18 protein-coding genes and 2 pseudogenes are annotated in these 22,845 nt (G+C 66.4%); 10 read left to right on the top strand and 10 right to left on the bottom strand.

What is annotated here, in order from left to right; genetic code table 11:
- The first annotated feature begins 171 nt into the window (after positions 1-171).
- Complete coding sequence (locus tag OG874_RS18230) at positions 172-1,221, top strand: LLM class flavin-dependent oxidoreductase (protein ID WP_330256321.1); 1,050 nt, start codon at positions 172-174, stop codon at positions 1,219-1,221.
- Positions 1,222-1,369: 148 nt separating this feature from the next.
- Here the strand turns inward: OG874_RS18230 and OG874_RS44770 are convergent.
- Positions 1,370-1,687, bottom strand: a pseudogene (locus OG874_RS44770) (FAS1-like dehydratase domain-containing protein); the annotation flags it as partial.
- A 170-nt stretch (positions 1,688-1,857) separates the two neighbouring features.
- Here OG874_RS44770 and OG874_RS18220 point away from each other — a divergent pair.
- Positions 1,858-2,589: an esterase/lipase family protein gene (locus OG874_RS18220; RefSeq protein ID WP_442943357.1), complete on the top strand. Its 732-nt coding sequence runs from the start codon at positions 1,858-1,860 to the stop codon at positions 2,587-2,589.
- A gap of 258 nt (positions 2,590-2,847) precedes the next feature.
- Here OG874_RS18220 and OG874_RS18215 read toward each other — a convergent pair whose 3' ends face one another.
- Positions 2,848-4,068, bottom strand: a complete 1,221-nt coding sequence (locus tag OG874_RS18215; RefSeq protein WP_330256319.1) for a PucR family transcriptional regulator — start codon at positions 4,066-4,068, stop codon at positions 2,848-2,850.
- Between the two features lie 327 nt (positions 4,069-4,395).
- On the opposite strand from OG874_RS18215, the gene OG874_RS18210 reads away from it, so the two are divergent.
- From OG874_RS18210 to OG874_RS18200, 3 genes are all read left to right on the top strand, one after another.
- Positions 4,396-4,869, top strand: coding sequence for an HAD-IIIC family phosphatase (locus OG874_RS18210; RefSeq protein ID WP_330256318.1), 474 nt, complete (start codon positions 4,396-4,398; stop codon positions 4,867-4,869).
- A 239-nt stretch (positions 4,870-5,108) separates the two neighbouring features.
- The gene (gene ilvD, locus OG874_RS18205; protein ID WP_330256317.1) at positions 5,109-6,815 is read left to right on the top strand and encodes a dihydroxy-acid dehydratase; all 1,707 of its coding nucleotides are present in this window, start codon (positions 5,109-5,111) and stop codon (positions 6,813-6,815) included.
- 203 nt (positions 6,816-7,018) lie between these two features.
- On the top strand, positions 7,019-7,339 hold the full coding sequence (locus tag OG874_RS18200; protein WP_330257327.1) for a DoxX family protein: 321 nt from the start codon (positions 7,019-7,021) through the stop codon (positions 7,337-7,339).
- A gap of 544 nt (positions 7,340-7,883) precedes the next feature.
- On the opposite strand, the gene OG874_RS18195 is transcribed toward OG874_RS18200, so the two are convergent.
- The 3 genes from OG874_RS18195 to OG874_RS18185 form a co-directional block, all read right to left on the bottom strand.
- Positions 7,884-9,479: a GMC family oxidoreductase gene (locus tag OG874_RS18195; RefSeq protein WP_330256316.1), complete on the bottom strand. Its 1,596-nt coding sequence runs from the start codon at positions 9,477-9,479 to the stop codon at positions 7,884-7,886.
- A gap of 115 nt (positions 9,480-9,594) precedes the next feature.
- A complete protein-coding gene (locus tag OG874_RS18190) occupies positions 9,595-11,007 on the bottom strand; it encodes an NtaA/DmoA family FMN-dependent monooxygenase (RefSeq protein ID WP_330256315.1) in 1,413 nt (470 codons plus the stop codon).
- Positions 11,007-12,092, bottom strand: a complete 1,086-nt coding sequence (locus OG874_RS18185) for an LLM class flavin-dependent oxidoreductase (RefSeq protein ID WP_330256314.1) — start codon at positions 12,090-12,092, stop codon at positions 11,007-11,009. Before OG874_RS18185 ends, OG874_RS18190 begins: the two co-directional genes overlap by 1 nt.
- 101 nt (positions 12,093-12,193) lie before the next feature.
- Here OG874_RS18185 and OG874_RS18180 point away from each other — a divergent pair, with 101 nt between their 5' ends.
- On the top strand, positions 12,194-13,033 hold the full coding sequence (locus OG874_RS18180) for an alpha/beta fold hydrolase (RefSeq protein WP_330256313.1): 840 nt from the start codon (positions 12,194-12,196) through the stop codon (positions 13,031-13,033).
- 49 nt (positions 13,034-13,082) lie between these two features.
- Here OG874_RS18180 and OG874_RS18175 read toward each other — a convergent pair whose 3' ends face one another.
- Entirely contained in the window at positions 13,083-13,958 is an 876-nt protein-coding gene (locus tag OG874_RS18175; protein ID WP_330256312.1) for an LLM class F420-dependent oxidoreductase, read from the bottom strand.
- A 115-nt stretch (positions 13,959-14,073) separates the two neighbouring features.
- On the opposite strand from OG874_RS18175, the gene OG874_RS18170 reads away from it, so the two are divergent.
- Positions 14,074-14,952: an alpha/beta hydrolase family esterase gene (locus OG874_RS18170; protein WP_330256311.1), complete on the top strand. Its 879-nt coding sequence runs from the start codon at positions 14,074-14,076 to the stop codon at positions 14,950-14,952.
- Between the two features lie 218 nt (positions 14,953-15,170).
- On the opposite strand, the gene OG874_RS18165 is transcribed toward OG874_RS18170, so the two are convergent.
- Positions 15,171-16,622 carry an MFS transporter gene (locus tag OG874_RS18165; protein ID WP_330256310.1) on the bottom strand — a complete coding sequence of 484 codons (1,452 nt, stop codon included), beginning with the start codon at positions 16,620-16,622 and terminating at the stop codon, positions 15,171-15,173.
- A 292-nt stretch (positions 16,623-16,914) separates the two neighbouring features.
- Here OG874_RS18165 and OG874_RS18160 point away from each other — a divergent pair, with 292 nt between their 5' ends.
- On the top strand, positions 16,915-17,967 hold the full coding sequence (locus OG874_RS18160) for a fatty acid desaturase family protein (protein ID WP_330256309.1): 1,053 nt from the start codon (positions 16,915-16,917) through the stop codon (positions 17,965-17,967).
- Between the two features lie 290 nt (positions 17,968-18,257).
- Here the strand turns inward: OG874_RS18160 and OG874_RS18155 are convergent, their stop codons facing one another.
- On the bottom strand, positions 18,258-18,893 hold the full coding sequence (locus OG874_RS18155; protein ID WP_330256308.1) for a TetR/AcrR family transcriptional regulator: 636 nt from the start codon (positions 18,891-18,893) through the stop codon (positions 18,258-18,260).
- Between the two features lie 125 nt (positions 18,894-19,018).
- Between OG874_RS18155 and OG874_RS18150 the strand changes: the two genes are divergently transcribed.
- Positions 19,019-19,789, top strand: a complete 771-nt coding sequence (locus tag OG874_RS18150; RefSeq protein WP_330256307.1) for an SDR family NAD(P)-dependent oxidoreductase — start codon at positions 19,019-19,021, stop codon at positions 19,787-19,789.
- Positions 19,790-19,820: 31 nt separating this feature from the next.
- Here OG874_RS18150 and OG874_RS18145 read toward each other — a convergent pair whose 3' ends face one another.
- Positions 19,821-20,450, bottom strand: a complete 630-nt coding sequence (locus OG874_RS18145) for a peptide deformylase (protein WP_330256306.1) — start codon at positions 20,448-20,450, stop codon at positions 19,821-19,823.
- A gap of 318 nt (positions 20,451-20,768) precedes the next feature.
- Here OG874_RS18145 and OG874_RS18140 point away from each other — a divergent pair.
- Positions 20,769-22,205 (top strand): annotated as a pseudogene (locus tag OG874_RS18140) (thioester reductase domain-containing protein); the annotation flags it as partial.
- Between the two features lie 3 nt (positions 22,206-22,208).
- On the opposite strand, the gene OG874_RS18135 reads toward OG874_RS18140, so the two are convergent.
- A complete protein-coding gene (locus tag OG874_RS18135; protein ID WP_330256305.1) occupies positions 22,209-22,832 on the bottom strand; it encodes a TetR/AcrR family transcriptional regulator in 624 nt (207 codons plus the stop codon).
- Between the last annotated feature and the right edge of the window lie 13 nt (positions 22,833-22,845).

Below are 22,845 nucleotides of genomic sequence, written 5' to 3'. Positions count from 1 at the left end.
CCACATCGCGCATGGATGAACGTGCCGAGCCGCGACGTGCGTCGACTATCGCGACCGGTTCTCGCAGTTGTGCGGCTCCATTCTGGCATCGAGCACGCCGGACAGCGGTCAGTGCGGGAGCAGTGTCGTGCGAGCGCGGAATGCGTCGGAGGTACGCGCGTTGACTCCGATATGACTTCGGTGCACGCGGCAAACCCGCTCGGATCGGTTCGGTTCTCGATCTTGGACCGGTCCCGCGTTCGACAAGGCCAGAGCCATCCCGAGGCGCTGCGCGAGACGGTGGAGTTCGCGCGGTTGGCCGAGCGGTGGGGCTACCACCGGTTCTGGGTCGCCGAACATCACAGCGTGCCCGGTGTGGCGGGGTCGGCGCCGACCGTGTTGGCGGCGGCGGTCGCGGCGGCGACCTCGCGGATTCGGATCGGCACCGGCGGTGTGATGCTGCCGAACCATCAACCGTTGGTGGTGGCCGAGCAGTTCGGGGTCTTGGAGTCGCTGTATCCGGGGCGGATCGATATGGGTCTCGGGCGGTCGGTGGGATTCACCGATGGGGTCCGGCGGGCGCTCGGACATGGCAAGAGCGATGCCGATGATTTCGATCAGCAGCTCGCCGACGTGCTCGAATACTTTGCGCGTGGTAAGTCGGGTGTGCACGCGTGGCCGGCCGAAGGGCTGCGGGTGCCCGCTTTCCTACTGGCGACCGGATCCGGTGCGGAGCGGGCGGCGCGTTTCGGGCTGCCGCTGGTGATCGCCTCGATCGCAGGGGAAGACCGGATGGTCGAGGCGATCGAGCGATATCGAGCCGAGTTCCAACCGACTCCGTGGGGTGCCGAACCGTATGTCGTCGTCTCCGGTGCGGTAGTGATCGCCGACACCACCGAGCAAGCGCATCGGCTGCTGCTGCCCGAGGCGTGGTCGACCGCGTATTCGCGCACGCGTGGCGAGTTCCCGGTGCTCATGCCGCCCGCAGCGATCGAAATCATGACGATGACCGAACGCGAACGCCGGATCTTCGGCGAGGCGCTGCGCGATCACATTCACGGTACCGAGGACGAGGTGGCGGAGGCGTTGGCGGGCTTGGTCGCTCGGACCGGTGCCGACGAGATCCTCGTGCACACCAGCACTTACGATCGAACCGCGCGGCTGGATTCGCATCGCAGGCTCGCGCGACTGCTCGAGGTGGCTCAATCCGGTACGGGGAACCGCACTTCGGCGGCGGCGTAGCCGAAAAGCCTACGGCCGTGGGATCTGGCATCCAGGGCGATAGTGGCTTTGCACCGCTCTTGATCGCCAGCACGTCGTAATCCGCGAAATGCCGGAACGATTCGAAATAGACATCGCAGGTCACCCGGTCTCCCGCGACCAACGGTCGGCCGATGTCGAGTACTTGATCGGCATGCAGAACACGGGCCGGGTCATAGCCGGTGATGAGCGTGTCGAGTATTTCGCGGTGGACGCGCAGCATGATTATCGAGGCGAATGTGCGCGGCGTGATCAAGCCGTCGAAGCCGAGTTGCGCTGCCGCCTCCTCATTCCAGTGTGCCGGATGAAAATCCGGTACCGCGTGCGCGAATTCGCGAATCTTCTCGCGCTCGATCTCGTAGCTGACCGGTGACCGGTATCGGTGCTCGAGCAGCGCCCGGGCCTGGGCGGCGGGTTGGGCAACGGCGTCGATGACGTTGTCATTCATATTCGCTCCTGTCTTTCGGTGTGGCCGCCGATTGCGAAAACGTGGATCCATGATTGTCCCGATTTCCGCGAATTCCTCGTGATTCCTTGGTTGTCTGGACAATTCACCGATTCGGCATGATCGAATTGTGGCCGTCACGGCCCGTTGTGTCGCATCTCTATGGGAAACCTATGAGCATGACCGGCGTCGCCGCGAACGCGAATCCGGATCCGACGCCGACCGAACAAGCGTCGGAACAGGCCCTGGCCGATTTCATCGCCGCGGGCCGCAAGCCGGTCGCGAATTCGGGCAGTGCGGGTACCGGGTCGGCCTGCACCTCGGGCAGCGGCGCCGGATCGGGCAACGGGTCGGGTAACTGCTACGGCGGCTCCGGCAGCAGCTCCGGATTGTCGGGCGGATACGCCAGTGACACAAAGGGTTACGGCCCGCCGATGACCTCGTGGCTGGCCGCCTTCGGCTACGGCCTGCTCAATCCGGACGCGGCGCCGCCGGGCACCAACGAGTGGAACTGCAAGCCGACCGCGGCACATCCGCGACCGGTCGTCGCGGTGCACGGCACCTGGATGAACGCCTACAACGGCTTCGCCTATATGAGCCAGCCGATGAAGGACGCCGGGTTCTGCGTGTTCACCTTCAACTACGGTCGCTCGAATATCGCGCAGGGCGGCGGCCTCGGTTCAGTGCTGCCCGGTGTGATGGGCACTGGCTACATCCAGGATTCGGCAAAACAACTGGCCACCTTCGTCGATCGGGTGCTGGCCGCGACCGGAGCGCCCGAGGTGGATATCGTCGCGCATTCCCAGGGCGGCTCGATGGCCAACTGGTACACCAAGTTCGAGGGTGGTGCGGACAAGGTGAAGAATCTGGTCACCTGGGTGATCGGCGGTGGTGGATCGCTGTAAGCCGCCCACATAGCCGTGCACCCGCCGGATAGGACGAAACTTGAATCCTCCGGCCTGTTCGGCGGGTGCGCCGACCGCTGCGCGAACCCGTGCCGGTGAAGCAGATTCTTACCCCGCCTCTGTTTCCCGGCCCGCGTGAGGCGCGTAGCGGTGTGCCCACCGAGCGGCGTCCGCACAGCCCGCTCGGTGGGCATCGGGGTATCGGTGCACACCCGCCGGCCGATCCCCTGCGATCGGCCGGCGGGTGTCGTCGGTTGGTCAGGAGGTGCGGTAGGTGCGGGCGACCAGTGCCGAACGCAGATACCAGAGGCCCGACGGCTGCGACGGGTCGAAGCCGGTGAGTTGTCCGATGCGTTTGAGGCGGTAGTCGACGGTATTGGTGTGCACGTGCAGTACCCGCGCGGTGCGCTGCCGGTTGAGGTTGTTGCCGATGTGCCGCTGCAGAGTTTCCAGCAGTTCGGGGTGTTCGTCCAGGGAATCCAGCAGCGAACCGAGGTATTCGCGACCGGGGCCCGGGCGGGTGAGCTGGTATTCGAGGGCGAGTTCGTCGAAACGGTAGAGACCGGCCACCGCCTGCAGGCGCTGCACCATATCGAGGAGTTCGTGCGCCTGGTCGGCGGCGTTCGGGATCAGTTCCGGCGTGGCCGCGACCATGGTCGAGGTGATCCCGACCTGCGCGGCGTGCGTGAGCTTGGCGACCACGGCGTCGAGTTGATCGTTATCGAAGCGATTGGCGGGAATCAGCACGGTGCCGCCGTCCACGCTGAGCAGCGACAACGCGCTCGCGCCGCACTGCATCGCGAGTTCGGCCTGCACCCGGCGCAGTTTGCGCCGGGCCACCACCTGGGCGTCGACCATCGGATTGTGCTCATCGCGATGTGGCGGAATCGCCACGGCCAGTACGGCATAGGACTCCGCGATGGCGATGCCGCATTCGCGGGCCATGGTGGAGGTGCTGTGGCCACCGAGCAGCGCGGAGGTGAGGGTGTGCACGGCGGTGTGGTGTTCGCTGACGACCGAACGCAGCTCTCGGATATAGGCGACCGAAATCGCCGAGGTGAGCTTGTCGAGCAGCTCGATGATCATCTTGCCGCCGTCGACCAGATTGTCGTAGTCCTTGTTGGTCGCACTGGACACCACCAGGTCCAGGCCCATCTGGAAGCCCTCGTGGATCGAGTGCAGGATGGTGTCGATCGGCACGCCCTCGCGCGCCCAGCCCGCCGCGTGGTCTTCCAGGCGCCGCAGCTTCTCCGGAATGTCCTTGCCGTCGAGCATGCTGACCGCGATCTCGAGGCAGACCCGAGTGCTGGCGGTGATATCACCGCTGATCGCTTCCCCGGGCAGGGTGCCGCACGGGATGACGTTGTCCACGAAGTGGACGACCATCTGCCGGGACAGCGCGCGAACGTCCTTGAGCGAGGTTGACATCGGTTTGCCGGAGAGGGTGAGGGTAGGCCGGGACGAATTGTCGACCGACATTGGCGTCTCCTTCTGCCCCCGATGTTGCTGTGTAGCGCATTCACGGTAACTGTCCAAGGTCAGCTTTGGACCGGTTCGCATGGTTCTGTGAGAGTGCGCCAGCCGGGCCGGCATGTCCTTGTGAGTGGTCACAGTGGTCAGCGATGCTGCGATGCCGACGGCATGGGCGTATTCGTCAGCGGTGTCGGTAGTATCACCTCGGCCGAACGGGCTCCCATGGCAGCGGGGGCTTGTCCGGCACGTGCCGCTCGCTGGATGGTGTGCTAGTACCCATCTGCCGATGGCGCGGCAGGAGAGGCAGCGATGACCAACCGATAGGGGCAGGCGATGGCACCGGCTCTGAGATGTCTTGTCTGGGAACTGGACAACACCCTCTGGAATGGTGTCGTATGCGATGCGACCAGCGGCGCGCCACGGCCCGACGCCCTGCGCTCGCTGCACCTGCTCAGTGAGCGCGGCATCTGGCACGCCGTGGCCAGCCGGAGCGACCGTGACCTCACCCTGAAAAAGCTGTACCGCTACGGGCTCTACGACATGTTCTCGGCCATCGAGATCGGCTGGGGCCGCAAGTCGTCGTCCCTGGTCCGGATCGCACACACGCTCGGCCTCGAGTTGGACACCATCGGGTTCATCGACGCCGAGCCGGTGGAGCGCGCGGAGGTCACCCGGGCGCTACCGCGCGTGCGCTGCTACGCGGCCCGCAATGCCGACATACTGCCGGCGCTACCCGACTTCCGCCCGGTGCTGCGCACCGGCCCATCGCCCACACCACCCATGGGCTTCGCGAGCATCACGGGATAGTCACACGTGGCGGGGCATCGTCGCTATTCGCTATTCGCTGACGATGTCGGTCATCGCCGCGTGAGTGGGCCGAAGTACATATGGCCGAGATCGATCCGCGAATTCGCAACGCCTGAGTGGCTATCGCACCGCGGGTAGGAATGCGTCGGTCCAGGCGCATGCCCGGCTGTACTGGGCTCGATCGGGCGGGATCGGCGTGGGTGGCGGCGGTGGGGGTTCGGGCGGGGAATGATGTGGGCATGGCGAATGATGCGAACGGTCCGGATATCAAGCCGCGCAGTCGCGACGTCACCGATGGTCTGGAGAAGACCGCGGCTCGTGGGATGCTGCGCGCGGTCGGGATGGACGACGGGGACTGGGGGAAGTCGCAGATCGGGGTGGCCTCGTCCTGGAACGAGATCACGCCGTGCAATCTGTCGCTGGATCGGCTCGCCAAGGCGTGCAAGGAGGGCGTGTTCGCGGGCGGCGGATATCCCATGGAATTCGGCACCATCTCGGTTTCCGACGGCATCTCGATGGGGCATGAGGGCATGCACTTCTCGCTGGTATCGCGAGAGGTGATCGCCGACAGTGTGGAAACGGTGATGCAGGCCGAGCGGCTCGATGGGTCGGTGCTGCTCGCCGGATGCGATAAATCGTTGCCCGGCATGCTGATGGCGGCGGCCCGGCTGAACTTGGCGAGTGTGTTCCTGTACGCCGGCTCGATCCTGCCCGGTATCGCGAAACTCTCCGACGGCAGCGAGCGCGAGGTGACGATCATCGATGCCTTCGAGGCGGTCGGCGCGTGCGCGCGCGGGTTGATGAGCCGCGCGGACGTGGACGCCATCGAGCGGGCCATCTGTCCGGGTGAGGGCGCCTGCGGCGGGATGTACACCGCCAACACCATGGCCAGCGCGGCCGAGGCATTGGGCATGTCGCTGCCGGGCAGTGCGGCGCCGCCGGCGACCGATCGGCGTCGCGACGGCTATGCGCGACACAGCGGCGAGGCGGTGGTGGAGTTGCTGCGGCGGGGGATCACCACCTCCGACATTCTCACCAAGGAGGCCTTCGAGAACGCGATCGCGGTCGTGATGGCATTCGGCGGCTCCACCAATGCCGTACTGCACCTGCTGGCGATCGCACACGATGCGAAGGTGGATCTGGCACTGGCGGATTTCGCCCGTATCGGTCGCAAGGTGCCGCACCTCGCGGACGTGAAACCCTTTGGGCAACATGTGATGACGGATGTGGACCGGATCGGTGGGGTCCCGGTCATGATGAAGGTGCTGCTCGATGCCGGGCTGCTGCACGGCGACTGCCTGACCGTCACCGGGCGGACCGTCGCGCAGAATCTGGCCGATATCGCGCCGCCGGATCCGGACGGCAAGGTGGTCCGCGCCATGACATCGCCGATCCATCCGACCGGCGGCATCACCATTCTCGCCGGATCGCTCGCGCCCGGCGGCGCCGTGGTCAAGTCGGCGGGTTTCGACTCCGACGTATTCACCGGCACCGCAAGGGTTTTCGATCGCGAGCGGGCGGCGATGGACGCGCTGGAGGACGGCACGATCGCGGCCGGGGACGTGGTGGTCATCCGATACGAGGGTCCCAAGGGCGGCCCGGGAATGCGCGAGATGCTCGCGATCACGGCAGCCATCAAGGGCGCGGGACTCGGCAAGGACGTGCTGCTGCTCACCGACGGACGGTTCTCCGGCGGCACCACGGGACTGTGCGTCGGACACGTCGCCCCGGAAGCGGTCGACGGCGGTCCGATCGCCTTCGTGCGCGATGGTGACCAGATCCGCCTCGATGTGGGTGCGGGCACGCTCGACCTGCTGATCGATGCCGACGAACTCACCACCCGCCGCGAAGGCTGGAAACCGTTGCCGCCCCGCTACACCCGCGGCGTGCTCGCCAAATATTCGAAGCTGGTCGGTTCCGCGTCCTACGGAGCCGTCTGCGATTGATGGGCCGACAGCTCACGGTGATTCGGGCAGCATCGCGAGGTCGAGTTCGCGCAGCCGGGTCGGGTCGGCGATCACTTCGTAGGCGGCGATCCGGTTGTGCTCGACCGTGACGGTCAGGGCAAGCAGCAGCTTGCCACGCGGGGCGACGATGATGCCGACCGTGCCGTTGACCAGCGCGAGAGTGGCGACCTGTCGTCGTCACCATCCTCGCCGCCCTCGGCGCATTCGTCGCCGCGGGCTTCGATGTCGTCAAGGCGGACCAGGTGCGCGAAACCATGAAGGGCTACGGCATTCCGCAATGGGCGCTCACCCCATTGGCCGTCCTCAAAGCCCTCGGCGGACTCGGCCTGCTGATCGGCCTGGCCATCCCACCCCTCGGCTTGACCGCCGCCATCTGCCTGGTCCTGTTCTTCCTCGGCGCGGTGCTCACCATCCTGCGCGCCAAGTGGTACTCCCACATCACTCACCCTCTCCCGTACTTGGCCTTGGCCGTGGCATCACTCGGCCTGTTCGCCTTCGCCTGATCCTGACCGCGCACCCGGGCGCGGCGCGATGACCGACCGTCACTCGTCTGACCGCCGCGATCCGATTTGCCGCCCACCCGTTTCGCCGCTGGGCATCCGTCATCGCCGACACCGTTTCCGTAGCCACCCGCCCGGCGTCGCAAGCGCCCAGTAGAGCGGGTGTGCGGCAACGAGACTGGGTGTGCAGACCATTTCAACGGTCACGCCGAAGGAGCGTGCATGCTTGACATTCGATGCCGCACAGCACTTTCTGCGTATACGCATGACGTGCAACGTTGCAGTGCATGCCATTTCGAGCCCAATGTCGGCGCTCGAGAGCCCATCGTTGGGAGTTGGTCTGCCCATTCCCATCTGGTCCCGCGGTTTCGGCTGGACCGGCTCGGGCAGCCCGAGTTCGCCGAATACATCCGCACCGACGACATCTCGATCGGACAGGTCGCGGAGCGCATAGCCGGATCGTGCGGGCTGAACCCGAAGACCGATGATGAGTCGCGCGGCCGAGTGCGCCGAGCCTGGTGGGCGTCGAGCACATTCGGCTCTGAGGCTAGCCCAGGATGAACTGCGCCGCCTGTTCGCCGATGAATACGCTCGGGGCGTGCGTATGCCCGCGGATGAGCAGCGGCATCACCGACGCATCGGCGACGCGAAGCCCTTGCACCCCACGTACCTCCAGCCGCGGCGTGACCACGCTGCCACTATCGGTGCCCATCCGGCAGGTGCCGACCGGGTGGTACAGCGTGTGCGAATAACCGTTGAGGGTCAGTTCCATCGCGCCTTCCAGTTCCGCGGGCGCCTGCGGAGGGTAGATGAGCGGGCCGAGGACGGCCTTCATCGACGGCGCGGCGGCGAGTTCGGCGCAGACGCGCAGACCCGACATGATCGCCGCACGGTCCGCGCCGCCGCTGTCGGACAGGTAGCGCGGGTCGATGACCGGCTTGTCGGTCGGTTCGCCCGATGCCAGTGAGATGCGACCGCGGCTGTGCGGGCGTAGCAGCACCGTGGCCAGTACGACGCCGTGCTCGGTCGGATCCTCGAGCCCCTCGTAGTAGAACGGCGCCGGCGCGAAGACCAGCTCCAGGTCGGGTAGTTCGAGATCGGACCGGCTGCGGATGAAGCCGTAGGCCTCACCGACATTGGAGGTGAGCATGCCACGGTGCCGGATCAGATAGTCGAGCAGTTGCCGCGGCTTCTCCGCGGTGAACAGCGAATCGGATTCGACTCCGTAGCCGAGCGCCGCCACCAGGTGGTCTTGCAGATTGGCGCCCACCTCCGGCGCATGGTGGACAACCGGAATGTGGTGGCGCGCAAGCTCGTCCTCGTCGCCGACACCGGAGAGCATGAGCAGCTGCGGGCTGTTGATCGCGCCACCGGACAGCACGACCTCGCGCCGCGCGGACACCGTCTGGGTGACCCCGCCCTGGCGGTATTCCACACCCACCGCGCGCGGCGCTCCGGTCGGTGAGGTTTCGAAGATGATCCGCGACGCCAGCGCCTCGGCCTGCACGATCAGGTTCGGGCGGCGCATCGCGAGCTTCAGATACGCGTCGGAGGTGCTCCACCGCCGGCCGCCGTGCTGGGTGACCATGGTCTGGCTGAACCCCTCCGGCTGCGGCCGGTTCGGCGGCTCCACCAGGAACCCGGATTCCTGGACCGCGGCGAGGTAGGCGGCGGTCAGCGCGCGCGGACTGCGCTGGCGCGAGATGTGTAGTGGCCCGGTCGCGCCCTCATCCGGATACTGGGCGTCCTCGACGCTCTCGATCTTGCGGAACTGCTCGACCGCCGCCGCGAACCCCCACTCGTCCCCGGCCAGCAGCGCCCACTCGTCGTAGTCGGCGCGGAATCCGCGCACCCACATCATCGCGTTCATCGACGAGGACCCGCCGAACATCTTGCCGCGCGGCCAGTAGATCTGCCGATTCTTCAGCTCGGGCTGGGGTTCGGTGAGGTAATCCCAATCCACCTCCGAGCGGAACAGTTTCGCGAACGCCGCCGGAATATGGGCGTATTTGTTCTTATCCGGCGGTCCCGCCTCGAGCAGCACCACCGTCACATTCGGGTCGTCGCTGAGCCGGTTGGCCAGCACCGCGCCCGCGGACCCAGCGCCGACGATTACATAGTCCGCGGTAACCCCTGCTTGCACTGTCCCACTCCGATCTGCACTGCGTATGGCAAACATACGAGTAGGACGCGGTCCGGGGTCAGTTTTCCTGACAAAACCGGCTATCTTTCGCCGATCGGACCGGTGGCGGTCTCGGTCAGCGCCTGGTGAGCGGCGGGCGCAATCCGAGATGCTCGCGCAGGGTCGTACCGGTGTACTCGGCGCGATACGAGCCACGCTCCTGTAGTTCGGGGACCAGCCAGTCCACGATCTCATCGAGTCCGGTGGGCACCAGATACGGCGAAATATTGAATCCGTGCGTCGCGCCGTTGCGCACCCAGCGGGTGAGTTCGTCGGCCACCTGACCGGGTGTACCGGCGAATCCGGACCGCTGGGAGGTCTCGATGGCGACCTGGCGCAGCGAGAGGTTCTTGGCCTCGGCCAGCGCGCGCCATTCGCGTGCGATCGCCACCGGATCCTGACCGTCGCGCTGCGCACCGCGTTCGCCCGAGATCACTCGCGGCTGTGGATCCTGCGCGGGTAGCGGGCCATCCGGATCGAGGTCGGACAGATCGCGACCCCATACCTGGCCGACCAGCGAAAGTGCGGTCTGACCGGTGAATTGACCCTCCAGCACCCAGCGCGCCTTCTCCTCGACCTCGGATTCCCGCTCCGCCAACACGATCTGGGTGCCGGGCAGGATCTTGATGTCGTCGGCCGGGCGGCCCGCCTTTTCGAGCCGGTCGCGAATATCGTTCGCGAAGGCCAGCGCGGCGTCGAAATGCGTTCCGTGCCTGGAGAAGATGACATCGGCGTTGGCCGCCGCGAAATCGCGACCCTGGGGGGAGTCCCCGGCCTGGAAGATCACCGGATGCCCCTGGGCGCTGCGCGGCAGCGTCGGGGTGATCTCGACCTGGAAGTGCTCGTTCTCGCGGGCCACGGTGCGGATCGAATCCGGTGCGGCCCAATCGGATCCGGTGCGTGTAGGGGCGATCGCGTGGTCGGCCCAGGCATCCCAGATCTCGCGGGCGGCGCTGATGAACTCGCCCGCGCGCTCGTAGCGCTGCGCGTGGTCTAGGAACCCGCCGCGCCGGAAGTTCTCGCCGGTCCAGGCATTGTCGGTGGTCACCGCGTTCCAGCCGGCGCGGCCGCCGGAGAGCAGATCCAGGCCGGACAGTCGGCGGGCCAGGTCGGCGGGCTCGTTGTAGGTGGTGTTCTGGGTGGCGACCAGGCCGATATGGCGGGTGATCCCGGCCAGCGCCGCGAGTTGGGCGATCGCATCGGGTCGTCCCGCGATATCGGTATCGAGGAGCTTGCCGTTCTGTTCGCGCAGCCGCAGGCCCTCACCGAGAAAGAATGCGTCGAACAGTCCGCGTTCGGCGGTGGTGATGGTGCGCCGGAACGTTTCGAAGTCGATCTGCGAGCCGCTGCTCGGGTCCGACCAGATGGTGGAGTGGTTGACACCCTGGAAGAAGACGCCGAAATGGACCTGCGCGTCGGGAAACGGAACTTGCCCACCCGTCGCCCGAGCGCCACCCCGCACTGAATCGCTTCGCGATGCTGTATTCATCAGTGCTGATCCTTCGCGTATCGATTGATCGGCCGCGCCAGGCCGAGATTGGCGCGCAGGGTCGAACCGGGAACCGGGCGATGGGTCACTCCGGACCGGAACAGTGCGGGCAGGACGTAGCGGGCCAGCGCCGGAAGGTCTTCGTCGATGACGGCCGGATGCAGCCGCACGCCATCGACGTGGTGGGAGAGTTCGGTGACGAGCCGGACGAGATCGGCCGGTGCACCCTCGAAGCTCAGGCGCGAGCCGGGATCAGCGGGGGTGTGCTCGTTCAGTTCCGCGAGCCGTTCGGCGGCGGTCGCGGCCGGGATGTCCAGGGCGATATCGAGTTCGGCGAAGACGAGTGCACCGGTGCCGCGGGCGCGATCCGCGGCGGCCAGGGTCTGGGCCAGATCCGGGCCGGATACCAGGATCACATCCGCCTCGCCGGGTTCGGTGGTGCCGTCGGCGAAGACGACCACCTGACCCTGGGGCGGCCGGGGCACAATCGCCGGTCCCTTCACCGAGAAGGTCTCACCGCTGAAGTCGATGTAGTGCAGCTTGTCGCGATCGAGGAATCTACTCGCCGCATAATCGCGCACGGCGGCGTCGTCCTCCCACGAATCCCACAGGCGGCGCGCCACCTCGATCGAATCCCGTTGTTCCCGAGCGAGTTCCGGCTCGGTGGTGCGCGCCGGTCGACCCCAGGTGGTCGCGGCGGCGGCGGGGTCGGCGGTCGCGATCCAGCCGCCACGCCCACGGGAGGCGTAGTCCAGGGTGGCCAGCTGCGAGGAGGTGTGGAACGGTTCGGCGTAGGTGGTCGCCACCGTCGCGACCAGTCCGATGGTGCTGGTCGTCGCCGCGACGTAGGAGGCGCGGGTGATCGCGTCGATCCGCCCGGCCGCCCGGCCGGCGGGCGGCAGGATCGAATCGTCGAAGGTTGCCAGCGTGAAACCGGCGTTCTCGGCTGCGCTGACTCGATTGTGCAGGGTGCGTCCGGTCAGGAGCTGGTCCGGCTCGTGCGTCGCACGCCGCCAGGCGGCCGGGTGGTATCCCGCGCCGTCCAGTTCGATGCCCACCGCGAAGACGTTTCTGGTCACCGTCATAGGTATGACGATCGTCAAACTTGGCCGCCGCCGCCATTGTTTGCGTCGCGGTGATCGGAACTATCGCTCAACGGCCGTTGTCCTGGTCGACCGCACCACCGGTGGCACCCGTCGACGGTTACGTACCGAGTGTGGTGAACTCGCTCATGGCCTCCGGCAAATCTCCACTCGTTCTCCTGCACGGTGTCACCATGTCCGCCAAGGCGTGGGACGATGTCGCTCCGCTGCTGTCCGCCCATCACGAGGTGGTCGCGCTGACGGCGCTGGGGCATCGGGGCGGGCCGCCGGTGCCGCGGCACCCGGCCACCGTGTCCGATCTGGTCGACGGTGCGCAGCGGATGCTCGACGATCTCGGGCTCGAGCGCGTCCACCTCGCGGGGAATTCCTTGGGCGGGTGGATGGCCATCGAGCTGGCATTGCGTGGGCGGGCGCTGACCGTGTGCGCGCTGTCGCCCGCCGGATTCTGGGACGCAGGTGGCCACGCGCAGACGGCCGGGGTGCGGAAGCTGCGCAGAATGGCCGGCCTCACTCGACTGACCCGCCGAATTCAGCCGTTGGCGTTGCGCTCGGGCCTGATCCGGCGGGTGTCGATGCGCGATATCGCCTGTCGCGCCGACAGATTGACGCCGAAACAAGCGCTGGCGGCGGCCGACGATCTGATCGGCTGCGCTGTCACCGAGGATCTCTTGACCACCCGCGAACAGATAGCGACGGTGCCGGAACTGCCGTGCCCGGTCACGTTGGCCTGGTCCGGCCGGGATGCAATTCTGCCGTCGCAGGTCAACGGCAGCATTGCCCGCCAGCGCATCCCGCAGGCGCGTTTCGAGGTCCTACCCGGTGTCGGGCATGTGCCGATGATCGATGACCCGAAGCTGGTCGCGCGGACGATTCTGGCCACAACAGGAGCGCTGACCGGTGGATCGACCCCCGAGATCCCGTGAGGCCAGGGGATCTCGGAGGCGGATCACGTCGGCGCGATCGTGAACCGGCTCAGCCGAGTTCGGCGAGTTGTGGCACGGTCGGCGCCATGCCATCGATCCACGCGGCGGGCGATCCGGTGGTCGGGGTGATGATGACGGTGTGCACGCCGAGCTTGGCGTAATCGGCCATCTGCCGAACGAACTCGTCGCGGTTGTCCGGATTCGGCCTCGGGTTGTTGGCCATGATGGTCGTGCGGATCTCATTGTAGTCGCGCCCGACATCGTCGCAATGCCGTCGCAGCACGTCGAGCTTGTGCTCGACATCCTCGGGCGAGGAACCGAAGAGGTTGCACGCGTCGCCGTATTGCGCGACCAGCCGCAGTGTCTTGCGTTCGCCGCTACCGCCGATGAGCACCTTGGGCCGGTTGATCGGCTGCGGTGAGCAGAGCGTCTCGGCGAGCTGGTAGTGCTTGCCCTCGAACGGTCCGTTGTCCTGTGGGTCCCACATCTGCAGGCAGATGCGGAGCGTCTCCTCCAGCCGCTCGAATCGTTCGGCGATCGGCGGGAACGGCACGCCGAGCCCCTGGTGCTCGCGCTCGAACCACGCGGCGCCGACACCCAGCGCGGCCCGCCCACCGGTGAGCACGTCGAGGGTGGTGACGATCTTGGCGAGCAGGCCAGGATGCCGGTAGGTCACCCCGGTGACCAGCAGGCCGAGCTCGATACGGGAGGTATGCGCAGCCAGATAGCCGAGCGTGGTGTAGCCCTCCAGCATGTTCGATTCCGCAGGCAAGCCCGTCGGCTCGATCTGAAAATAATGGTCCATGAAGGACAACCAGGTCGCACCGGCCGCCTCCGCCGCGGCGCCCACCCTGGCCAGCTCACCGGCAATGGCCGTGGTCCCACCGTCGATGTCGAATATCGGAATGTGAAAACCGAGTTCCATCAATCGATCCTGTCGTATGTCGAATCCCCTTCATCGACACGCTAAGTGCTGGAGTGCACTCCAAGTCAAGTAGATCGAGGCGCTTATGCTGGATCTCGTGCGAGAAGGCTGGCCGATGTCCGATGACCTGGTGGCGGATGAGTTGACGATCGACGGGCGTATTCGCACCTTCACCGTGCGTCCGCCCCGTGATCGCGACGTTCCGCTGGTGCTGGTGTTGCACGGCAATCTGTCCGGCGATGATCCGCGGTCCCCGGGCCTCTCGATGTACGAGTGGACCAGCTTCGCGGCGCATGCCGACGAATGGGGCATCGCGGTCGGATATCCCGACGGCTGCCGAGGATGTTGGGCGGACGGACGCGGCGTGACCGCGGCCGACGAGGCCGGGGTCGACGACGTCACCTTCCTGCGTGCCCTGATCGACTGGTGTGCCGACAGGTTCGGCACCCACCCGGATCGGACCATCGTCGCCGGAATATCCAACGGCGCGTTCATGTCCCACCGATTGGCACTCGAGGCCAGCGATCAGGTCGCGGTGTTCGCCGCGGTCGCCGGGGGGCTGCCCGCCGCGCTGCGCAACCACCGGCCGACCCATGCGGTCTCCGCGATGCTGATGAACGGGACCGCCGACCAACTCGTACCGATCACCGGCGGCCATTCACGGCGAGTGGGTACGAGCGGTGAATTACGTGGCCGGACACTAGGATTGGTGGATTCGGCCGCGCACTGGCGTGCCATCGACAGCTGCGTCGGCGACGGTGCCACCATCGGCACCGGCCAGTCGAATCGTCATACCGTCGATGGTGGCGTCGGCGGCGCCGCGGTGAGCGCATGGTCGGTTTTCGACGGCGGCCACACCTGGCCCGGTACCCCGGTCCCGGACGAATGGGCAGGCGGTCCGAACAGTGCTGTGTCGCTGGAATTCGATGCGGCCGAAGAGATCTACCGCTTCGCGCGCCCCCTGCTGGTACCGGCAGCAGCACGCAAACTCTGAAATAATTCGCGTTCGGCACGGTCGTCGCCCATTGCGGCACAAGGAGGTTCGGCGATGTCGTTGTCCACGATCCTGGGCGTGATGACGGGAGCCACGGCCGCTATCGCCGCCTCCTGAGGCGCCCACAGCAGGATCCCGGGTCCGTTGCGCAACGAACCCGGGATCCTGGATCTTGTATGGCCTACTGCGCTGCGCGGGCCGAATCGCGCGGCGGTGGTTTACCGCGCCGCGCGAGCGGAGAGCGCCGCCGCGACGAGCACCGTCACGCCCTCCGCAATCGCGGTGCCGCCCAACGCATGTGCGGCGGAAAGCGTCGTACTGCCGACGAGGCCGAGGAACACCGAGCCGAAGACCGCGATGCCGACCACGACGCCCAGCTGCACACTGGTCACCAGAATTCCGCTGGCATCGGCGGCCAACGCCATCGGGATCTTCGCCAGGGTCCGCGTCATCAACGGGCTGAACGCGAGTCCGAAGCCGATGCCTTGAATGCCGAATACCACCAGCGGCAGCGGTCCGAAGTCCGCGTCGTTGCGCAGCATGGCGCCGAGCATCACCATGGTGGACGCGCCGACCACCAGGCCGAGCGGAATCATGATGGCGTGGTAGCGCTGTGGGATGCGCTCCCAGTTCAGGCTGGCCAGCGCGAACGTCACGCCCATCGGGATGAACAGCAGGCCCGCGTGCAGTGCGGTGTAGCCGAGGGTGCTCTGCAGGTGGATCGCCATCACGAACATCCAGCCGCCGAAGGTGGCCATGATCGTGAACAGCGTGGCCGCGGTCAGTGCCAGGCCCGGCGATCTCAGCACCCGCTGCGCGAACAGCGGCTCACCGTCGCGCGCCGCGACGGCGCGCTCGATCGCCACGAACAGTCCGATGCCGATCACACTGGCGCCCAACGCGATCCAGGTCCACAGCGGCCAGTTCTGCTCATGTCCCAGTACCATCGGCAGCACGATCAACAGCACCGAGACGGTGAGCATCGTCAGACCGGCCAGGTCCAGCTTCCGGGCGAATCGTGCGGTTGCCGTGTGCAGTACCTTCGGCGCGATCAACAGCAGCGCCGCGCCGATCGGCACGTTCACCAGGAATACACCCCGCCAGCTGCTGCCGAAAAGATCGGCGTTGACGATCAATCCACCCGCCACCTGGCCGACGACCATACCGCCGGAGATGATCGCCGAGTACATACTGAGCGCCTTGGCCCTGGCGTTGCCAGTGAAATTCCGCTGGATCATCGTCATGATCTGCGGGATCATGGCCGCCGCACCCGCACCCTGCAAGAATCGGAACACTATGAGCGAGAACTCATTCCACGCCAACCCGCAAGCCAGCGAGGTGATGGTGAATACCGCGAGCCCGGTGATGAAGGTGGTCCGCTGAGTGAACCGATCGCCCAATCGCGCACCGGTAACCAGCAATACGGCATAGGCGATCACATACCCGGCGACGATCAGCTGCAGCGCGGATCCGCTGGTGTGCAACGAGGTACGAATAGAAGGAATGGCGACATTGACGATCGCGGCGTCGAGCACCGCCATGAACTGTCCGGTGAGCAGCACCGCGAGCACCGCGATAGTGCGCCGCGCACCGAGCGCGGCAGGCTGAACCGCCGAACCCGCAGCGGTCGGCGTGGCCGCTGCGTTCGTCGGCTGCAAGGTCTGAGTCATGTCATAGAGCTTGCAACCGATCCGATACCAGTAACAGGAGTCCAACAACACTGGTATTGGCAACACCTGGCTGGCGGGAGTTCATGAATCATTGTTCCCGATCGTCATGTAGATATGGTGCCGATCCGCACCCCTGTTCACCTGGTGGTGGTCTCATCGCGACATCCTTTTGTCGAGAAGGGGCCGCCGTTTGCCGACTTTCTATAGTTGGCGCCTACAGTCGGACAAGGCTCGAAGAACGGCGATCAGAGCCCAGACGATCAATGACAACAGGATGTGTAGGCCGCTTGTGGTGATAGAACTCCCGACCGGGAAGATCGGGCTGCCTGCTGTGGCGCGGGGCAGCGAGTATGCGGTGTTGTTGCGTCGGGTGCGGCAGGCGGAACTGTTGGATCAGCGGTTGCGGTACTACGGCTGGCGGAGTGCGGTCACCGGGGGAGCGTTGGTGGCCGGGTGGGCCGCGTTCGTCTTTGTCGGCGACTCGTGGTGGCAGCTGGGTACCGCCGTATTCCTGGCGGCGGTGTTCGCCCAGCTCGCCTTCCTCGGCCATGATGCCGGGCACCGGCAGATCTTCGGCTCGCGCCGGGCCAACTATCTGTTCGGTGTGATCGCGGGCAATCTCGGTATCGGGCTCAGCATCGGCTGGTGGGTCAGCAATCACAACCGGCACCACGCCCATCCCAATACCGAGGGTGCGGATCCCGACGTCAGCGGGGTGCTGGCCCATTCCGGCGATCGAGCACGGACCGGAAGGGGTTTCCGGCGGCTGATTTTCCGCTACCAGGCCTGGCTGTTCTTTCCGATGCTGTTCCTGGAGGCAGGCAGTCTGCACTACGCGAGTGTCCGGGCGGTGCTGCGCTGGGCGATCCCGAACCGTGGCTGGGAGGCGGTGCTGCTTGCCGCGCACGCCGCCGGATACCTCGCCGCGGTATTCCTGGTCCTGTCGCCGGGCAAAGCAGTGGCCTTCATCGTTGTGCAGCAGGGCCTGTTCGGGTTCTACATGGGGTGCACCTTCGCGCCGAACCACAAGGGGATGGAAGTACTCGCCGAGGGCGACTCGACCGACTTCCTGCGCCGTCAGGTGCTCACGTCTCGAAATGTCCGCGGCGGCCGATTCGTCGACGCGGCCATGGGCGGCTTGAACTACCAGATCGAGCATCACTTGTTCCCGTCGATGCCGCGGCCCAACCTGCGCCGCGCCCAGCCGATGGTCGCGCAGTTCTGCACCGAGATCGGGGTTCCCTACGCTGAGACCAGCCTCCTGGACTCCTACGCCCAGGCGCTACGTCACCTGCATGCGGTCGGCCAACTCACCAGACCGGTCGAAATGCCCCGGAAGGGTTGAGGATTGGTGAACCTTGCGCGTTGTCGCCGTCGAGTGCGGCTGGCATCGGGCGTGACGTCGCCACAGCAATCCTCCCTCGCGCATCTGCGCTGACCACACCGAAGATGCCGGGTGGACCGGAGGTGGTCAGTACCTGCCATGCCTAGAACCGCCGCACACCGGTGGTTTCGCGAGTGCACCCGATACCGTGAACCGGGCTCAATCGGCCACGTAGCCAGCGGCCGAATCGGACCGGGCGGACTAGGATTCGCTTCGGTATTGACCACGGACGCCTCCCGCGCCGACCGGCGTCAGTCGCGCAACCCCGCGGTGAGCTCACTGATGCAGCGGACGACGAGATCGGCGGCGGACCCCGGGCCGCTGGTCGGTCCATTGGTTGCGGCCCACTGTTCGAGCGCGATGCGGATCGCGCCCGCGGTGGCACCGGCGATCAGCCGCAATCGCAACGGATCTGCGTCAGCGCCGGCCAACCCGGTGAGCGTTCGGTACAGCGCGTCCTCGCCGTCGAGATTGATGCGATGCCAGACCGACCGCAGGGCCTGATCATCGGCCATCGCCTGGAGTAGCCCGCGGGTGATGCGCAGGTCTTCGGTGTCGGTGTCCGGTGTCAGTGCGCGCACCGCGGCCGCCTCGAGTTCCTCGAGGGTCGGCAGGCGGCGGGGGCCGGATTCGATATCGGCCAGCCAGCGTTCGGCACCGGCGGAGAGCATCGGTTCGATCGCGTCTTCCTTGGTGCGGCAGTACCGGTAGAAGGTGCGCAGTCCGATGCCGGCGGCCGCCGCGATCTGGTCGGCGGTGACATCGGCGGTGCCGTGTTCGGCGAAGAGTTTCGCCGCCGTCTTGGCGATCTCGAAGCGGGTCTGCGTCTTGCGGCGTTCGGCCAGCGAGGGCCGCCGCGCCATCGACTCGGCACTGATAGTCGGCACGATCGCCACCTCCTGTGCGGGTTGTTCGACTCGAGCCTAGCCCAGAATGCCTATGTGGCACATCGTGCCACATAGGCGTAACGTGTCGCGAGAGCTACTAAAGTACTTGCCAGGAGGTTTTCGCAATGGAGCGTTTCACCGATCGCCGCGTCCTGATCACCGGCGCCGGATCCGGTATCGGCCGGGCCACCGTGCACCGGGTGCTGGCCGAGGGCGGGCTGGTCGTCGGCGTCGATATCAACGAGGCGGGTCTCGCGGAGACCGCGAAGCAGGCCGCCGATCAGGGTGTGGGCGAGCGCCTGAGCGCCACTCGTATCGATGTCGGCGACGAGAACTCGGTGCGCCAAGGCGTCGCCCTTGCCGTCGAAAACCTCGGCGGCCTGGACGTTCTTGTGAACGCCGCGGGCATCCTGCGCTCCGCGCACACCCATGAGATGGCCCTGGCGGACTGGAACCGGATCATCACGACCAACCTGACCGGCACCTTCCTGATGATCCGCGAGGCGCTACCCGCACTGCTGGCCACCGCGCACGGCGTGATCGTGAACTTCGCCTCGACCTCCACCTTCTTCGCCCACCCCTACATGTCCGCCTACGCGGCCTCCAAGGGCGGCATCATGTCGATGACCCACGCGCTGGCCGCCGAGTACGCGAAGCAGGGCCTGCGCGTCGTCGCGGTCGCACCCGGTTCCATCTCCAGCGATATGACCGACGGCCGCGGTCCCGGCCTGCCCGCCGACGCCGACTTCAGCCTGTTCGGCAAGCTGATCCCCGCCATCGGCCAGGGCTTCGCCGCCCCGGAGACGGTCGCGGGCGTGGTCGCCATGCTCGCCTCCGACGACGGCGCGTTCATCACCGGCACCGAGATCCGCATCGACGGCGGCACCCACATGTAGGCGCGGCGATCGGAGTTCGGACGAAAAGCGTTCAGGGCCAGTCGAATCCGAGCGCCTTGCCAGCCGCGGCGGGCGTCGGCTGGGACCAGTGCTCGGCCATGGCCTGTGTGGAAGTCAGCGAACGAGTGACAGCGCTATCGATGTAGAGCGTCCCGTCGAGGTGGTCGGTCTCGTGCTGCACGATCCGCGCGGGCCATCCCGTCACCTCCTCGTCCAACTCGCGTCCCCGCTCGTCCTGACCGCGCAGCCGCACCCGCGCATGCCGGGCGACGACTGCCTGCCATCCGGGGACACTCAGGCAGCCCTCGAAGAACGTGGCGTGGGTCGCGCCGATGGGTTCGTAGGTCGGGTTGACCAGTACCCGGAACGGGAGCGGCACCCGGACGCGAGCCGCGCGAATCTCGTCGGTCACTTCGGCCGGATCCTCCAGCACCGCGAGCCGCAGCGGTATGCCGACCTGCGGCGCGGCCAATCCCACACCTGGCGCGGCATGCATCGTTTCGCGCATGGCCAGCACCAATCGGTCCAACTGTGCGGCTGTCAGCTGACCGTCGTATGGTGCGGCCGGATTTCGCAGTACGGGATCGCCCGCGATCACGATGGGCAGCGGACGCACACCGTCGAGCAGGGCCTCGACCAGGTCGGGGAGGGAGATCGTCATGGTCTCAGGATCGCAAGGTGAGCGGCGGCACAATGATCTGGCGGGGCTCATTGCCGAATCTGGAATATTTAGGCAAGCTAACGTATTAGTAGGAATATAGGCGCCATCTATCTGTGCACGGAACGACCGACGGTTGAGGAGCGAATCACGGGAGGCTGGCCATGATGAGTAATACGCGGATGGAACGGCTCATGCGTCGGATTACCGACCTGTACGCCGCCCATCAGGACATTCGGGATGCGCAACCGATGCCGGAGATCTTCGCCGCGATGCGAGAACCCGGACTGCGCCTATCCCAGATTACGCGGCGCCGATTCGAAGGCGGCACTGAGTGATTCGCTGCAGCGGATCGCGAAGGACGCCGCTCTCAAATCCTATGAGATCCCGCGCGATTTCCTGATCGAGACCGAACCCTTCACCGCCGAGAACGGTTTGCTCTCCGGTATCGGTAAGTTGTTGCGGCCCAAGCTCATTGAACGTTATGGCGAGCGGCTGCAAGAGCTGTACGCGGAGCAGGCCGAAGGGCAGGCGAACGAACTGCTGGCGCTGCGCCGCGAAGCCGCCGACCTGCCGGTGCTCGAAACGGTGAGTCGCGCCGCCCGGGCGTTACTGGGTTGCGCGACAACCGATCTGCGACCGGACGCGCATTTCACCGATCTGGGCGGCGATTCCCTTTCCGCGCTGTCGTTTTCGAATCTGCTCCGCGATATCTTCGACATCGACGTACCGGTGGGCGTTATCGTCAGCCCTGCCAACGGTCTGCGCGAGCTGGCGGAGTATGTCGAATCGGCGCAAGCAGCCGGATCGATCACGCCCACATTCGCGTCGGTGCACACGCACGGTGAGCTCGCGCGTGCCGATGAACTGACCTTGGACAAGTTCATCGACGCGCAAACCATCACCACCGCGACAACGCTTCCGAGCACGACTGCGACACAGACGGTCCTGCTGACGGGTGCCAACGGCTATCTGGGCCGCTTCCTCTGCCTGGAATGGCTGGAACGACTGGACAAGACGGGCGCCACGCTCGTCTGCATCGTCCGCGGCAAGGACGCCGACGCGGCCCGCAAGCGACTCGACGACGCCTTCGACAGTGGTGACCCTGAGCTGATCCGGCATTACCGAGAGCTGGCCGACCGCCGCCTGGAAGTGCTGGCCGGGGATATCGGCGAGCCGGATCTCGGCTTGGCCGACGCGACCTGGAATAGATTGGCCGACACCGTGGATCTGATCGTGCACCCGGCCGCACTGGTCAACCATGTGCTGCCCTACGACCAGCTCTTCGGCCCCAATGTCGTTGGTACCGCGGAAGTCATCCGCCTGGCCATCACCACGCGGATCAAACCCGTCACCTATCTGTCCACCGTCGCGGTCGCCGCCCAGATCCATCCGTCGAAATTCGAGGAAGACGGCGACATCCGCGAAATCAGCCCGGCGCGAGCCATCGACGACGGCTACGCCAACGGCTACGGCAACAGCAAGTGGGCGGGCGAGGTCCTACTGCGGGAAGCGCACAACCGGTGCGGGCTGCCGGTCGCGGTGTTCCGATCCGATATGATCCTGGCGCACAGTCGATTCGGCGGCCAGCTCAATGTCCCGGACATGTTCACCCGGCGTGGCTCGGCCATCCCGGCCAAGGGTTTCACCGCCGCCGTTCAAGCCGCGAATATCGGTCCCGATAACTACATTCCGCACCTGACGCCCGCGCTCATCGACAAGTACGTGGCCGATCTGCGATTGCGGGCTCTGGTGTAATGGTCAGGCGAGATCGAGGATGGTGATGGTGAGGCGGGTCGCATAGTCGACCACTTCGTCACGGTTGTTTTCGACACCGCCGTCGAGCCAATCGAGGAACAAGGCGACGAGCGCACCGGATATCGCGCTGACCGGCATAGGAATTCGGCCCGTGTCGGCGCGCAGCCGCTCGGCCCGCTCCGGCGCGAGTTGGGTGGCGACCAGCGTGACGAAGGTCGGCAGCGCATCGGCTCCATGGGCGCGCAGGGTGTCGTCGGCGAGGGTTTCGCGGAACATGATCCGTCCGCGACGCGGGTCGTCCGCGAAGTACTGCGCGGCGGCGTCGAAAGCCGCTCGGACGCGGGCGGTTCGGTCGGCCGGAGCATTGCCGAGGCGGGTGGTGACGGCATCGACCAGCCCGCGCGCCGTTTGGTCGTAGACCTCGATGAGCAGGGCGTCACGATCGGGGAAGCTCTCGTAGAAATACCGCAGGCTCAGCCCCGCCTCTCGGCAGACCGCCCGCATGGTGGTCGCGGCCGCGCCTTCGCCGCCGAGCAGCGCGGAACCGGCCCGCACGAGCTGCTCGCGACGCTCGGCGCTGCGGCTTGCCATGGTGCTGCCGCGCCACGTGGTGGCTGACGAACTCACGGATTCGATCATG

The sequence above is a fragment of the Nocardia sp. NBC_00565 genome, from assembly GCF_036345915.1.
Lineage (GTDB): Bacteria > Actinomycetota > Actinomycetes > Mycobacteriales > Mycobacteriaceae > Nocardia.
The sequence above is the reverse complement of the archived record's forward strand: the minus strand, read 5'-3'. Positions and strand labels throughout refer to the sequence as shown.